13 protein-coding genes and 1 pseudogene are annotated in these 12,699 nt (G+C 39.1%); 8 read left to right on the top strand and 6 right to left on the bottom strand.

Annotated features, from left to right (window positions below; all coding sequences use genetic code 11):
* The 3 genes and pseudogenes from FTU13_RS00855 (at position 1) to FTU13_RS00845 (ending at position 1,930) form a co-directional block, all read left to right on the top strand.
* Positions 1-690, top strand: coding sequence for a GntR family transcriptional regulator (locus FTU13_RS00855; RefSeq protein WP_180128904.1), 690 nt, complete (start codon positions 1-3; stop codon positions 688-690).
* Between the two features lie 159 nt (positions 691-849).
* Positions 850-1,251 (top strand): annotated as a pseudogene (locus FTU13_RS17395) (guanosine-3',5'-bis(diphosphate) 3'-pyrophosphohydrolase); the annotation flags it as partial.
* A 541-nt stretch (positions 1,252-1,792) separates the two neighbouring features.
* Positions 1,793-1,930 (top strand): hypothetical protein, encoded by a 138-nt coding sequence (locus FTU13_RS00845; protein WP_171263716.1) that lies wholly within the window; start codon positions 1,793-1,795, stop codon positions 1,928-1,930.
* A gap of 29 nt (positions 1,931-1,959) precedes the next feature.
* On the opposite strand, the gene FTU13_RS00840 is transcribed toward FTU13_RS00845, so the two are convergent.
* Together FTU13_RS00840 and FTU13_RS00835 are read right to left on the bottom strand one after the other, a co-directional pair.
* The gene (locus FTU13_RS00840) at positions 1,960-2,655 is read right to left on the bottom strand and encodes a pirin-like bicupin family protein (RefSeq protein WP_180128902.1); all 696 of its coding nucleotides are present in this window, start codon (positions 2,653-2,655) and stop codon (positions 1,960-1,962) included.
* A gap of 191 nt (positions 2,656-2,846) precedes the next feature.
* Positions 2,847-4,067 (bottom strand): L,D-transpeptidase, encoded by a 1,221-nt coding sequence (locus tag FTU13_RS00835; protein ID WP_180128901.1) that lies wholly within the window; start codon positions 4,065-4,067, stop codon positions 2,847-2,849.
* A 204-nt stretch (positions 4,068-4,271) separates the two neighbouring features.
* Here FTU13_RS00835 and hemE point away from each other — a divergent pair, with 204 nt between their 5' ends.
* The 5 genes from hemE to FTU13_RS00810 all read left to right on the top strand — a co-directional run bounded on the left by hemE (position 4,272) and on the right by FTU13_RS00810 (position 10,277).
* Positions 4,272-5,342, top strand: a complete 1,071-nt coding sequence (gene hemE / locus FTU13_RS00830; RefSeq protein WP_078191978.1) for a uroporphyrinogen decarboxylase — start codon at positions 4,272-4,274, stop codon at positions 5,340-5,342.
* A 40-nt stretch (positions 5,343-5,382) separates the two neighbouring features.
* Positions 5,383-6,174 carry a DUF817 family protein gene (locus FTU13_RS00825; protein ID WP_373423921.1) on the top strand — a complete coding sequence of 264 codons (792 nt, stop codon included), beginning with the start codon at positions 5,383-5,385 and terminating at the stop codon, positions 6,172-6,174.
* A gap of 150 nt (positions 6,175-6,324) precedes the next feature.
* Positions 6,325-6,795, top strand: coding sequence for a DUF3015 family protein (locus FTU13_RS00820; RefSeq protein WP_078190276.1), 471 nt, complete (start codon positions 6,325-6,327; stop codon positions 6,793-6,795).
* Positions 6,796-6,874: 79 nt separating this feature from the next.
* Positions 6,875-8,779: a DUF4105 domain-containing protein gene (locus FTU13_RS00815; protein ID WP_180128898.1), complete on the top strand. Its 1,905-nt coding sequence runs from the start codon at positions 6,875-6,877 to the stop codon at positions 8,777-8,779.
* Between the two features lie 106 nt (positions 8,780-8,885).
* Positions 8,886-10,277, top strand: coding sequence for a diguanylate cyclase (locus FTU13_RS00810; RefSeq protein WP_180128897.1), 1,392 nt, complete (start codon positions 8,886-8,888; stop codon positions 10,275-10,277).
* Positions 10,278-10,285: 8 nt separating this feature from the next.
* Here FTU13_RS00810 and FTU13_RS00805 read toward each other — a convergent pair whose 3' ends face one another.
* From FTU13_RS00805 to folE, 4 genes are all read right to left on the bottom strand, one after another.
* Positions 10,286-10,837: a DUF4385 domain-containing protein gene (locus FTU13_RS00805; protein WP_180023378.1), complete on the bottom strand. Its 552-nt coding sequence runs from the start codon at positions 10,835-10,837 to the stop codon at positions 10,286-10,288.
* A 70-nt stretch (positions 10,838-10,907) separates the two neighbouring features.
* Entirely contained in the window at positions 10,908-11,357 is a 450-nt protein-coding gene (locus FTU13_RS00800; protein ID WP_180095037.1) for a hypothetical protein, read from the bottom strand.
* 249 nt (positions 11,358-11,606) lie between these two features.
* Complete coding sequence (locus FTU13_RS00795; protein WP_180035550.1) at positions 11,607-11,963, bottom strand: cupin domain-containing protein; 357 nt, start codon at positions 11,961-11,963, stop codon at positions 11,607-11,609.
* A 119-nt stretch (positions 11,964-12,082) separates the two neighbouring features.
* Positions 12,083-12,631, bottom strand: a complete 549-nt coding sequence (folE, locus tag FTU13_RS00790) for a GTP cyclohydrolase I FolE (RefSeq protein WP_171262632.1) — start codon at positions 12,629-12,631, stop codon at positions 12,083-12,085.
* Positions 12,632-12,699: the final 68 nt, after the last annotated feature.

Raw genomic sequence — 12,699 nt, 5'->3', positions numbered from 1 at the left:
ATGACCACAACCACCATTGTTGGGAAAAGCTCAGACAACTTGTCTGAGCTGGTTTTCCAAAAAATAAAAAATGATATTTTTGATTTCCAGCTCAAACCGGGCGCACGTTTTACCGAATCTGAAATTGCCGAATTGTATGAAGTGAGCCGTACGCCCGTACGGCAGGCTTTATACCGTTTACAGCAAGATGGCTATGTCCGAGTGCATTTTCGTAGCGGTTGGGAAGTGAAACCACTCAATTTTAAAGCCTACGAAGAATTGTATGATTTGCGGATTTTGCTGGAATGCTATGCCATTGAGCAGCTCTGCAAAATGGAAACAGAACAACTCAAACAGGCTTTACAGACATTGGTGAATTTGTGGTGTATTCAGCCCGAACAGTTTTTGCATGATTTAAAAACTTTATCGATGCAAGATGAAGCATTTCACTGTCAATTGGTTGAGGCAATCGGTAATAGTGAAATGGCGAAAGTGCATCGGGATGTGAGTGAAAAAATTCGTATTATTCGACGTTTAGATTTCTCTAAAGCTTATCGAATTGAAGCCACTTATGCAGAGCATCAACAAATTTTACAATTGATCTTTGGACATAATGTGATAGCGGCATTGGAGAAAATGCGCAGCCATATTCAGCAAAGTAAAGAAGAGGTGAAAAAAATTACTTTGGAAATGTTGGCGCGAATGGCATAGAACTATTTGCAAAAGATCTAGCTCACGATAATTCACGGTAGATATGTATTTTACGAGTCAATCTGTGTCGTTAGGGGCGTGCTTAGAGCTATAAATAGATGTATTCATTGATTAATATGATGGAGAAAAATAAAAAAGACCACGAAGGGGAGATTCTTTATTTCAACTTTAGAAAACGCGATTTCATTGGCGACTGAACGCCATTTCGGACAAGTCGATAAAGCGGGTCAAGCTTATATTCAGCATCCACTTCGTGTGATGCAAAATGTGCAACATCCCGATGCTAAAATCGTAGCTGTATTACATGACATTTTAGAAGATACTGCGACAACGACGGATGAGCTTCGTGCTAAGGGTTTTCAAGCGCATATTATTGACGCGATACTGGCACTGACTAAAACAACAGGTGAGAACCGATTTCAAGCTGCGCAGCGTACTGCTAAAAATGCAATTGCTTGTGAAGTAAAACTCAGTGATTTATATGACAATATGGATTTATCCCGCCTAACAACGGTCACAGCAAAAGATCGACGTCGTTATCAACAATATGTAAAAGTTAAACATCGATTAGAGCATGCTCGGAACGTCCATTTACATCTGATCGAATTAAATCTAACAACAGATTATCCGAGATTTCAATTTCAAAGTTCAAAGCAAAATTTTCAATATCTGCTTAATGCGATGTTTGATCTAGAGCATTCATTAGGTGGCGTTCAGATTGGAAGTCCACATGAGTGGTGGATTTTATTTGAAGATGTCAGCGCATATTTTGCATATTGCCAAAGAAAGGGTGCCGTTCCCAAGCAGGCAACATTCTTAGATTTAATTTTAACCACAGATCGGGACTATTTCAGGGGCATCTTTCAAGCTGAACAAGATCGGCAATTATTTGCTTCTATATTTGGCGTCTTTATGCGAAATCATTTTTATCGCGTGGAAACTTAAGACAGAAACTGTAGACTGTATCGGCAATACAACAATATAAAGTCACCATTGATTGATGAATTTTATCTAAATGTTGAGCTACTGAGCGTCATTTAAAAACATCTCAAAATGCTTGATTTCGAGATGTTTAAAGTGATTCCATCCATTGACATCTCCAATGAAACATGTGGCCATGCTTGCTGAACCTTATGCCTCAATCCTACATGGCATCATGGTGGCTGCTGGATTTATTATTCCGTCTTTAGTGTTGATATGGTTATATAAACGCAGTGAACGCCTTAGCCAAGCTGCATAAAAAAAGCCCTCACATTTGAGGGCTTTTAATTATTTTACTTCGGGTAAATCAAACCAAATCACTTGAGCATCTTCAAGCGCTTCAATTTGGCTATCTTCTAAGAACGCAATTGCACCACCAGCTTCAACTTTATGTTCAGCAATTTGCACTGAACCTGAAATAACATGAATATAGTTGATATGCTGCGTTGCATGGATATCTAAAGATTGACCTTTCGTCAAAAATGCAGATTTAACTTCCGCCTGCTGACGAATATGCATAGCTGCATTGTCATTTGGACCGACAATTAAATGCCATTGATTGGGTTGATCACGTGGATCACATTTAATTTGTTGATAGGTCGGTTCAGCATCACGTTCATTTGGAACGATCCAAATTTGTAGTAAATGCACATCTTCATCACCTTGGTTCATTTCGCTATGGCGCACACCTGTACCTGCGCTCATGAGCTGCCATTCACCCGCAGAAATGCCACCATGGTTGCCCATGCTGTCTTTATGCGTAATGGTGCCTTTTAACACACACGTTAAAATTTCCATGTTGTCATGTGGGTGTTGACCAAAACCTTCATGTGCTGCAATTAAGTCATCATTAATTACACGAAGCGCACTAACGCCCATGTATTTCGGGTTATACCAGTTACCAAAAGAAAAGCTGTGTTTAGACTCAAGCCAGCCCATTTTTACGTGACCACGGTTTTCACTTGGATGTAAAAAAGCATTCATGGCATTCATCCTTATCTTAATTATTGAACATATGCCTATTTTAGGATTGAACTAAATAGGGATATATAGTTTTTTAGCGACAATTCATCCTATTTTTGCAACGCTCAGCCAAGATTGAGTCTTTTGTTATGCATAAAGGCGCAACTATAAAAAAAGCCTGCACGAAGCAGGCTTTTTAAATATGACTAAAATTATTCTAAAAATTTAACAGTCACACCAGATTTCACTTTCTTACCTAAGTCATTTGCATCCCAGTTGGTCAAACGAATACAACCGTGTGACGCAGTTTTAGAAATAGCAGATGGGTTCGGTGTACCGTGAATACCGAATGATTTTTTGCTCAAGCCAATCCAGATATTACCAACAGGACCATTTGGACCAGGTGGTAAAGACAATGGTTTTCTGTTGTTGCCTTGAACAAAGTTAGAAGGCGAGTAGCTGTACCAAGGGTTTGGTGCAACACCTGTTACTTTATATGTACCTGTAGGCGATGGAGTATCTGAACTACCAATCGTTGCCGGGAATGAACCGATCATTTGGTTGCGGCTATTAAACAAGTAAAGTTGTTTCGCGCCTTTATGTGCAACGATTAAGTGAATATCTTCAGGAACTTCGTTACGAATATTCGCCACTAAGATTTTTTCACCAGCTTTTTTAAATGTCGCTTTTGGATTCAACTTTTTCAAAAAGTCTTCGTCCATGTGGAATTTTTCACCTAACATTTCAGTCACACGTGTGTAGTACAAGCCTTTCATTTTTGCTTGTAATGCATAGTCGTGTGGAATTGATGCAGCATAAGGACCTTTCAAGTCTGCATCAGTCAACGTGTATTCAATGAATGCAGGTTTAGAACCTTGTTTTGCAATCAATGCATCCCAAGTTTCTTTGGTTAAAGTTCCTGTAGGTTTCAACCCATTCATTTGTTGGAATGAAGCGATCGCCTTTAGGGTATTTTTACCACTGGTCCCATCAATTGCACCCGGTGAAGCATGAGCATTATTGAGCATGACATGCGCACGTGCATAAACAGGGAATTGACCTTTACCAATGTTGTCATACCACTGTGCATTATTTAGGTCATTTAAACCCCAAGCAACTTTGGCAGCAGGCGAAGTTGATGTTGGAGTTGTAGCAGTCGCTGTAGCAGGTGCAGCACCGATGTCGGCTTTAACATCTTCTGATTGTTGCAGGCTGTCTAAAGTTTGCGATGCTTGGTTCAGATCTTCTTGTTCTTGAGCGCTAATCTGGCTAGTTGTAGATGAAGCTTCAGTCGCTAACGGATCAATGGGATCCTGAACTGCAACATTAGTCACTTTTTTTGGCGTTAATGGTTGTTCAGCAGTAGATGCGGCAATAGCTGTACCAGCAAATATGCAACTTAGGCTCAGTGCGAGCATGGTGCGAACGAACATGTAATTCAACCTTAAGAATTATTCATATACTGTGTATTAAAAACTGGCTAAGTATTACAGAAAAAAAGTGGAGATGCAGTAGTTGTTTTGTGTAAATATCATTTTTGGCACTCAACATGATTGGTTTTTAAATGGTTGAGAAGTTATTATATTTACAACCTTTTTGATATGATGATGCCAATATCGAATTAAGTTGGGAAAGTAATGACGACCTTAAAAAATGATCGTTTCTTGCGTGCCTTATTACGTGAACCGGTAGATGCAACTCCGGTTTGGATGATGCGTCAGGCTGGCCGTTATTTACCAGAGTATCGTGAAACACGTGCAAAAGCGGGTGATTTCCTATCCCTTTGCAAAAATACAGAATTTGCTTGTGAAGTTACTTTACAACCTTTGCGTCGTTATGACTTAGACGCAGCCATTTTATTTTCAGACATTTTGACTGTACCTGATGCGTTGGGTTTGGGATTGTATTTTGAAGCAGGTGAAGGTCCGAAGTTTCATAAAACTGTACGTACCGAACAAGATGTACTGAATTTACCTAAGTTTAATGCCAAATCTGACTTAGATTATGTCATGAATGCAGTGACTACGATTCGTTCAGCATTGGGCGGACAAGTCCCATTGATTGGTTTCTCAGGCAGTCCTTGGACACTGGCAACCTATATGGTGGAAGGCGGTTCAAGCAAAGATTTCCGTTTTACGAAACAAATGATGTATGCACAACCTGAAGTGTTGCATGCCTTATTAGACCGTTTGGCTGTGGCGGTGACTGAATATCTCAATGCGCAGATTGATGCAGGTGCCCAAGCCGTACAAATCTTTGATAGTTGGGGTGGGGCATTAGCACACCGTGAATACATCGAATTTTCACTAAACTACATGCAAAAAATCGTTGCAGGTTTACAGCGTGAAAAAGATGGACGCAAAGTCCCTGTGATTTTGTTTACCAAAGGCGGTGGTCAATGGTTAGAGCCAATGATTGCAACGGGTGCAGATGCTTTTGGTTTAGATTGGACTACGCCATTAAATGTAGCACGTCAAACAGTCGCAGGCCGTGCAGCTTTGCAAGGTAACTTAGACCCAGCAACATTGTATGGTTCGCCTGAAGCAATCGCGAAAGCGACGCGTGCCATGTTAGATGATGCATATGCCAACGGTGAAAAAACTGGTTATGTGGCGAACTTAGGTCATGGTATTACTCAGTGGGTAGATCCAGCCAATCCGAAAGCCTTTATTGATACGGTACATGAATATAGTGCCAAGTATTTATAAGGCTTCAGGGAAGTAGGTTTAGGATTCAACCGTGGTCAAGATAATAAAATCATGTTTTGAGTTCTCTTATAAGGCAGCTTCGGCTGCCTTATTTGGGATATTACTGCTGATCGCTTTTGCATTAACTGCAGCAATGGGAAGTCAGGAATATTTTGGCTTTTTCCGTTATGACTATTTATTGTTTTATGCACTGATCATTCAAGTGTGTTTACTTTACTTAAAACTCGAATCTTGGGCGGAAGCTAAAGTCATAGCACTGTTTCATCTGCTGGCTATGGGGATGGAAATATTTCTGACTCATCCACATATTGCCTCATGGCAATATCCGCAGCCTGCGGTTTTTAAACTGCTGACAGTGCCATTATTTGCAGGTTTTATGTATTCGGCGGTGGGGAGTTTCTTTGCACGTTCACTACGTCTATATCAAGTGTCGTTCAGTAACTTACCGCGTTTTTGCAATATGCTGTGCTTAGCCGTTTTGTCATATCTTAATTTTATGACCAAATTTTTTGTGCCAGATATTCGTATATTTTTGTTTGCTTGGAGTGTGGTGATCTTTTGGAAAACCAAGCTCAGTTTTCAATTACAAAATCATGTGATTCAGTTGCCGATGTTACCAGTACTGTTGATTTTGGCATTTTTGATTTGGATCGCAGAAAATATCAGTACTTTCTATCAAATTTGGTTATATCCAAGTCAGGTCGATGCATGGCATATGGTCGGTTGGGGGAAACTCGGTTCTTGGTATTTGTTGCTATTACTCAGTTTGGTTTTAGTGCTCAAAATTCTTGGAAAACGTGATGAAAATGGTACTTGGTTGCTCAAAAAATAGTGAAAAAGAACGTATTATTTTTAGCCAAAAGTTTTAGATGAAAATGTTTTGCCTTATCTGAAAGATCAAGTTAATCTACAGGTGTGTAATCAAAATTACACATGTTTTAATAATTAAAAACAATGGAATAAAATTCCCTGGAGAAGTGCTATGTTAAAAAAATTAGCTTTAGTTGCAGTCGTTGCACTAGGTTCTACAGCTGCTTTTGCTGACCGTGACGTAGGTTGTGGTGTTGGTTCTCAAGTTTGGGCTGGTCAATCAGGTAAAATTCCTAAAATTTTAGCTGCGACTACCAACGGTATTTTTACTAACCAGTTACTTGGTATTACCTTTGGTACTTTAGGTTGTAGCGGTACAGGTACAGTAACTGCTCAAGCGGTAACATTTACCAATGAAAATGCTGAATCACTTGCTCGTGATATGGCGGTTGGTCAAGGTGAGAGCCTAAATGTTTTGGCTGAGCTTTTAAACATCCAATCGACAGATAAAGCGCGTTTCTTTGCAGTATCTAAAGCAAATTTTGCTGAAATCTATTCAGCTGAAAACCAGTCTTCTCTACAAGTACTTGCTTCATTACAAAGTGTAATGGCAAAAGACGAAGTACTTAAAGCATACGTTTAATCGATGCTTTCAAAACCCTGTCTCTCGGCAGGGTTTTTTATTATCTAAAATATATAAAAATGGATTTGAATATAACTGAATGAAATCAATTGCTTTATTTTGTACTTTTATGATTCCGAGCATCATATATGCTCAGCAAGTTGTAGATTCTACTCCCTCTAAAACCGTAGAGTTACAGCGATATATTGAACTTGCACAATCAAAAAAACTGTCTGAACACATCAGTTGGCAACGACTTTTATATACAGATCATAAAGGACAAAGTGAAGTTGCCTATACAGGTTATTTTTTAGCTGAAAATGGCCGTCAAAGTGCTCAAGCTGAATTAGAGGCAGATGTCGCTGCACTATTTCAAACCGCCGAACCTAATCAAGCCTTTCGTTGTCGTTTCCCTGCGCGTAGTCAGTGGCTGATGCAAGAGTTATCCATCCGTTCAGAGCAGTTACCAGTGGTGAGCTGCCCTGAGTTTGATGAATGGTTTGGAAAAATTAAGCCTTATAAAGCGACATTAATCTACGCCACAGACTTTATGGGTAATCCAAGTTCTATGTTTGGACATACCTTATTGCGTCTCGATCCGAAAGATCAAAAAGAACTAAATTTGGTGTCCTATGCCATTAACTATGCGGCTACTGTTGCTGGAGAAGATAACTGGTCTTATGCATGGAAAGGCTTAACAGGGCAGTATCCTGGTGAATATTCCTTAATGCCGTACTACCGGAAGGTGAAAGAATATGGTGATTTTGAAAGTCGTGATTTGTGGGAATATGAGCTAGCACTGACCCAGCAAGAAACCAGTTATTTGGTTAAACATATTTGGGAAATGCAAAATGTCAGTTTTCCCTATTATTTCGCCAGTGATAACTGTGCATATCGATTATTGGGCTTAATGGATTTGGTTCGCCCGACACTGAATTTAACCGAAAAATTTAAAGTTGCTTCCATTCCCGTTGAGACGATCAAAGCAATTAATGATGAACAACTGATTCAAGCAGCGGTTTATCGTCCTGCATTAGAAACGCAGCTTTTGTCACAAGCGCAGCAACATGGATATCGTTTAGCACGCGAAGCGCATAAGCTCGCTGAAATTGAACCTGAGAACATGTCGACTGCACTCGCTCAGTTTAATGAAGTAGAGCAAGCGAAAATATTAGAAATGGCGTATGACCATCTGTATTTATTACTGATTGGGAGAAAGGTGAGTGCGGAAGAAACGCAGCCTAAATTGCGTCAAATCTTGGCCTTACGTAGCCAATCTTCACAACCCAAACAACGGACTGAACCTAAGCAGCCAAGTCTAGATCCAGTCAATGGACATCATGCGCGAAATTTTTCAGCCGCAGTAGGCGAAGTTCAAGGTGAAAAATATATCGAACTCGGGCATCGTCAGGCATATCATGATTTGGTCGATCCGCAAGGTGGCTTTCGGATTGGTACGCAGTTGATGTTTTGGGATGGCTCGATCCAATATCGAGACGACCAACTCAAACTCAATCATTTTGATTTTTTATCGGTCAATTCTTACAACCCCATTACGCCATTTAAAACACCGCTAAGCTGGGGTTTTAATTTTGGCTGGCAGCAAGTGTCTGTAGATGCAGGTCAATTTAGCGAAACGAAACAACATGGCGTTGCTGAATTCAAAGCACAATCTGGTTATAGCTGGGCCAATCAGGAACGTACACATTTGTGTTATGTGCAGTCTCAAATGCAGGTGCAGGGCGGCAAGTCTCTAGATGATGGATGGCGAGTGGGCCTTGGGCCGACACTGGGTTGCCAAAATATTTGGTCAGAAAAACTCAACAGTCTGGTTCAGGCAGAGCTTCCGTATTGGGAAGATACACATCAATGGAATCTGAAACTCGATGCTGAATTACAATATATCGTCAACCAACAAAATGCTTTAAGACTAGGATACGAATACCAGCAACAAGATGATCAAGATTGGAATAAATTGAAATTGAGTTATGTATTTTTCTATTAATTTTTAAGATAGATAAAATGTGAAATATCAAATAAATTTGTTTTTTTATGTAAGTAAAGCAAGGTATGATTGCTAGCTTTGTAATAGCTGTGGTTTGTGTCACCGAATGAATCAAGAATGTATTACAGGTCTAAGTCAGACTTGGAAAGATATTTGTGATCAATATACTGAAAATGAACATCTTGCAGCTTTGCAATTTATCCAGAAGCATGTTGAGCATTTAGTTACTGTTTTTTATGAACAAATGTCGCGAGAACCAGCGTCAGCTGAATTTTTTAAAGACGATATTATTCAAAAAAGGCTCATCGACACCTTAAGAAAATGGTTATTAGAAACATTTAATGTTGCACTAAATAATGATTTTGAAATTTCGGTTAAAAGGCAGCAAAAAGTTGGAATGGTGCATGCGCGTGTCGGCATTCCGTCATGGTTGATTATGCGTGGTGTACGTGAAATAGAACGTAAAATATTTGAAATTTTAGAGCTAAACCAAACTCAAAATATTCTCCATATGTGTAGTTATATTGTGCAAATTATGGGATTTAGCACTGAAATTATGTGCCGATCTTATGAGATCAATACGGAAAAAAAGCAAGAAACCAAGCATAATTATCGCTTATTTTCAGCGATGCAAGATGTTGCAGTGCATAAAGATAAACAACGTGGTTCATTGCTCAATTGGGAAAATGAATTGATGTTTAAAATCTTTTCGGGAAATGTCAGTTTTTATCATTCCTTACTTTCAAAATCAGAATTTGGATTGTGGTTTATTCATAAAGCGGCATATGCTTTTTCGGGTTCAGATCAGGTTCAATTAATTATTGATCGAATTTATCAAGTAGATGAGCTAACGCAGCAAACCACACAAATAACGGATAAAGATCAACTGCAACATTTGATTCAACAGATTCGAGACTTAAATCGTGAAATTCAGCATTTAGTCGATCAATTATTTCAGGTGGCTGAATATATTGAGTCAGGCAATGATTCTTTGACGCAACTCCTAAACCGTCGTTATCTTAGTACTATTATTTCACGTGAAATTACTTTTGCACGTCAAAATGAAACGCCTTTGTCTTTGCTAGCCTTTGACGCGGATTACTTTAAAATGATCAATGATAAGTTTGGTCATGCGGCAGGTGATCTTGCACTGAAATTTATTGCCGAAGCTTTGCAGCGTTACAGCCAAGGTAGCGATTATGCATTCCGTATTGGTGGCGAAGAGTTCTTGTTACTCTTGGTGGACACCAATGTAAACCGTGCGATGAAAGTTGCAGAAAATATTCGCCAATATATTGAAAATGGAGTGATCCGAACAGTACAAGGTCAGCAATTTAGTTTAACTGTTAGCGTTGGTTGTGTGCAGTATAACGGTCATCCTGACTATCAACGTTTACTAGATGCTGCCGATATGGCACTCTATGCTGCCAAGAATACAGGTCGTAACCGTATTTACGTTGCTAAAACTGATCAGCAAACAACATCATCTTCATCCTAAATGGATATTCACTTAATTTTGCTTTGTAGAAAATCTAAAAATTTTGCTTTTTGCTCTACATACTTGGGATGAACTTTAGCTTCATCCCATTTTTGTTTAAATACTCGTGCAGCAGCAGCTTTGACGGGATCCTCTTTTTGTCTTGGAAGCTCTTCGCGTCCATGTGCACCACTTAATCCCTTTTTATCATTAGGGACTGGACCCTCATATTTTTTACCACCTTTATGGTTGGCATAGCGACGTGCACGTGTAAAACCCATCTGCAAAAATTTACGTGCCATATCTGCACCGACAAAATCTTCAGCGTCTAAATACTCTTCAAAAAGTTGCCAAATTTTGGTACTGCTTTCGATGGCTTTTTCTTCATTAGCAAATCGCCAATAAGGCAAAATTTCAGATTTATAAGGCTCTACGAGTAATACACCTTGTTCACCACGTCCAATTCTATAAAGTTCAGGGTGTTCGCGAAAATTTATCTTTTTAAAATCTAAACTGTAATCAAAACTATTGGAATGAACGCGTGATACACGCTTAGGTGTGGGAATGGATTTATTATTCATATTCACTCCATTATAACCTTACTCTATTTCAAGCTTAAGCTAAAAAAGTAGCCCCAGTTGGGGCTACTTTTTATTTTGTCTTTTTGCTGGTGGATTTGGCTTTGGTCGTCTTGGTTCTTTCTCCCTTAGACTTGCTTGCCTTAGCATCCGTTTTCTTTGCCGTTGAAGATTTTTTTGTTGCTTTCTTCTCAGCTTTTGGCTTTTCATCTTTAACTTTAGTGCTTGTTTTTGATGTGCTGGCTTTTTTAGGGGCCTCTTTTTTGTCAGCTTTAGATTTCGGCGAACTTTTAGTTGACGCAGATTTTTTAGCTTTTACTTTTTCATCTTTAGTTGCAGCTTCTTTTTTAGAAGTGCTGTCCTTAGATTTTTTTTCAGCAGTTTTCTTTGTTGCTTTGTTTGAATCTTTACTCGATGCTTTAGCTGATTTTTTTACTTTATCCTCATTCTTTTTTGCAGTTTTTGCCGTAGTTTTCGCTGTCTTTTTCTCATCTTTTTCAGTTGTTTTTTTTGCGGCTACCATAGTGATCACCCTTAGTTAGTAAAAAAAAGAAAATAGCAATGAATCTAAAGGATTCATCTTGTTTTCAATGTACGGACTAATCTTGAATATGGGGGGTGAAATCATGTTATGAAATGTTTAATTTATGAACAGAAATACATTAAGTAATTGATATCAATTTTATGCTGTAGTTTTGAGTTACAAGTCTTACAGCACGGTTACAAACAATATTTTTAAAAGATATTTTTTCAAAATAAATATTTTGGGCGATTAAACTTCTACAACCACATAGTATTTTTTGACGGCTTCGACAACTTCAAACTTGCCCTGAAACGATGGGGGAATAATGCCCGCATGGCCAGCAGAAACTTCGATATATCCGCCTTGTTGATCATGAATACGTACTAAACCTTCAAGGATTGTAAAAAACTCTTGTTTGTTCGGTGCAAAGACAATATTCCATGCACCAACTTCACATTGCCAGATCCCGCAGTCCATATTGGGGTGTACATACAGGCTTGCGGTTTCACGTTTAGGATTGCCTTGAACCAAACGGTCTGGGCGAGGGAAGTCTATGCTGTGTTCGGCTTGTGCTAAACCCTGACCGGCAATATATACATCTGACATGATTCATCCTGAAAATAGTGCTTTGCTATCAAAGCAAACGATTTTCGACATTAAAACACAAATAAAAAAAGCCTCAAGAGTTTGAGGCATTTTTTGAAGAGCTTACGCTGAATGTTCTATTAATAGCTTTCAGGCACAGCACTTAAGAATTCACGGCGTTCTTCTTTATTGGTTTTAAAGTCACCGACAAAAGAAACGGTACGTGTTGTAGACTCTTGTTTACCTACACCACGCATCATCATGCACATGTGAGCTGAATCAATCACCACAGCAACACCACGTGCACCAGTCACTTCAGCCACAGCTTCAGCGATCTGCTGAGTGAGGTTTTCCTGAATTTGTAAGCGACGGGCAAACATTTCTGTAATACGTGCGAATTTTGATAAACCTAAAACATTGCCTTCTGGGAGATAAGCAATATGTACACGACCATAAAAAGGTAATAAATGGTGCTCACACAATGAATAGAATTCAATATTCTTAACTAAGACCATTTCACGGTTATCGGATGGGAAAACCGCATTGTTGGTCACTTCTTCAAGTGTCTGGCTATAACCAGAAGTAAGATATGAAAAAGCTTTAGCAGCACGCATAGGCGTATCTTTAAGACCCGGGCGATTCAGATCTTCACCAACGGCAGTTAGGATATTTGCGTAGGATTGCTGCATAGACATAAGACGTGTTCACTTACACTGAGAGATTGAACAAGGACGGCATTGTAGCAGAAAACTATTAC

It is taken from the genome of Acinetobacter sp. YH12064 (assembly GCF_013419735.1).
GTDB classification, from domain to species: domain Bacteria; phylum Pseudomonadota; class Gammaproteobacteria; order Pseudomonadales; family Moraxellaceae; genus Acinetobacter; species Acinetobacter amyesii.
Note: the sequence above shows the minus strand (reverse complement) of the source record. Positions and strands in the feature narration are given on the sequence as shown.

Excerpts from the sequence above, each read along its gene's own strand:
- FTU13_RS00810 (WP_180128897.1), top strand. The coding sequence starts at position 8,886 with ATGAATCAAGAATGTATTACAGGTCTAAGTCAGACTTGGAAAGATATT.
- FTU13_RS00805 (WP_180023378.1), bottom strand. The coding sequence starts at position 10,837 with ATGAATAATAAATCCATTCCCACACCTAAGCGTGTATCACGCGTTCAT.
- FTU13_RS00815 (WP_180128898.1), top strand. The coding sequence starts at position 6,875 with ATGAAATCAATTGCTTTATTTTGTACTTTTATGATTCCGAGCATCATA.
- FTU13_RS00800 (WP_180095037.1), bottom strand. The coding sequence starts at position 11,357 with ATGGTAGCCGCAAAAAAAACAACTGAAAAAGATGAGAAAAAGACAGCG.
- FTU13_RS00845 (WP_171263716.1), top strand. The coding sequence starts at position 1,793 with ATGAAACATGTGGCCATGCTTGCTGAACCTTATGCCTCAATCCTACAT.
- FTU13_RS00835 (WP_180128901.1), bottom strand. The coding sequence starts at position 4,067 with ATGTTCGTTCGCACCATGCTCGCACTGAGCCTAAGTTGCATATTTGCT.
- FTU13_RS00840 (WP_180128902.1), bottom strand. The coding sequence starts at position 2,655 with ATGAATGCTTTTTTACATCCAAGTGAAAACCGTGGTCACGTAAAAATG.
- folE (WP_171262632.1), bottom strand. The coding sequence starts at position 12,631 with ATGCAGCAATCCTACGCAAATATCCTAACTGCCGTTGGTGAAGATCTG.
- FTU13_RS00820 (WP_078190276.1), top strand. The coding sequence starts at position 6,325 with ATGTTAAAAAAATTAGCTTTAGTTGCAGTCGTTGCACTAGGTTCTACA.
- FTU13_RS00855 (WP_180128904.1), top strand. The coding sequence starts at position 1 with ATGACCACAACCACCATTGTTGGGAAAAGCTCAGACAACTTGTCTGAG.
- hemE (WP_078191978.1), top strand. The coding sequence starts at position 4,272 with ATGACGACCTTAAAAAATGATCGTTTCTTGCGTGCCTTATTACGTGAA.
- FTU13_RS00795 (WP_180035550.1), bottom strand. The coding sequence starts at position 11,963 with ATGTCAGATGTATATATTGCCGGTCAGGGTTTAGCACAAGCCGAACAC.